At 59.9% G+C, this 678-nt stretch carries 1 protein-coding gene; it reads left to right on the top strand.

Features of this window, described 5'->3' with window-relative positions; translation table 11 throughout:
* The coding region (locus A5695_RS23270; protein WP_068087944.1) for a cyclopropane mycolic acid synthase family methyltransferase at positions 1-678 on the top strand (678 nt) is incomplete at both ends.

Below are 678 nucleotides of genomic sequence, written 5' to 3'. Positions count from 1 at the left end.
ATGTTCCTCGACCCTACCCAGACGTACAGCTGCGCCTACTTCGAGCGCGACGACATGACCCTGGAAGAGGCGCAGCTCGCCAAGATCGACCTGGCGCTGGGCAAGCTGAAGCTGGAACCGGGTATGACGCTGCTGGACATCGGCTGCGGCTGGGGCGCGACCATGCGCCGGGCCATCGAGAAGTACGACGTGAACGTCGTGGGGTTGACGTTGTCGGAGAACCAGGCCGAGCACGTGCAGAAGACGTTCGACGAGATGGACACCCCCCGCACCCGACGGGTGCTGTTGGAGGGTTGGGAGAAGTTCCACGAGCCCGTCGACCGGATCGTCAGCATTGGCGCCTTCGAGGCGTTCAAGGCCGACCGGTGGCCGGCGTTTTTTGAACGCGCCCACCACATCCTGCCCGATGACGGTCGGATGCTGTTGCACACCATTTTGACCTATCAATGGCAGCAGATGCCCGCACTCGGCATCAAGCTGACGATGAACGATGTGAAATTCGCGCGATTCATCGGCACCGAGATTTTTCCGGGTGGCCAGCTGCCGACCCAGGAAGATATTTTCAAATTCGCTGAGCCCGCCGGATTCTCGGTCGAAAAGGTCCAATTACTGCGTGAGCACTACGAGCGGACTCTCAATATTTGGGCGGAAAATCTAGAGGCCAATAAGGAAGCGGCC

The sequence above is a fragment of the Mycobacterium sp. E1747 genome (genome assembly GCF_001667775.1).
Classification (GTDB): domain Bacteria; phylum Actinomycetota; class Actinomycetes; order Mycobacteriales; family Mycobacteriaceae; genus Mycobacterium.
This window is presented reverse-complemented; position numbering and strand designations above follow the sequence as displayed.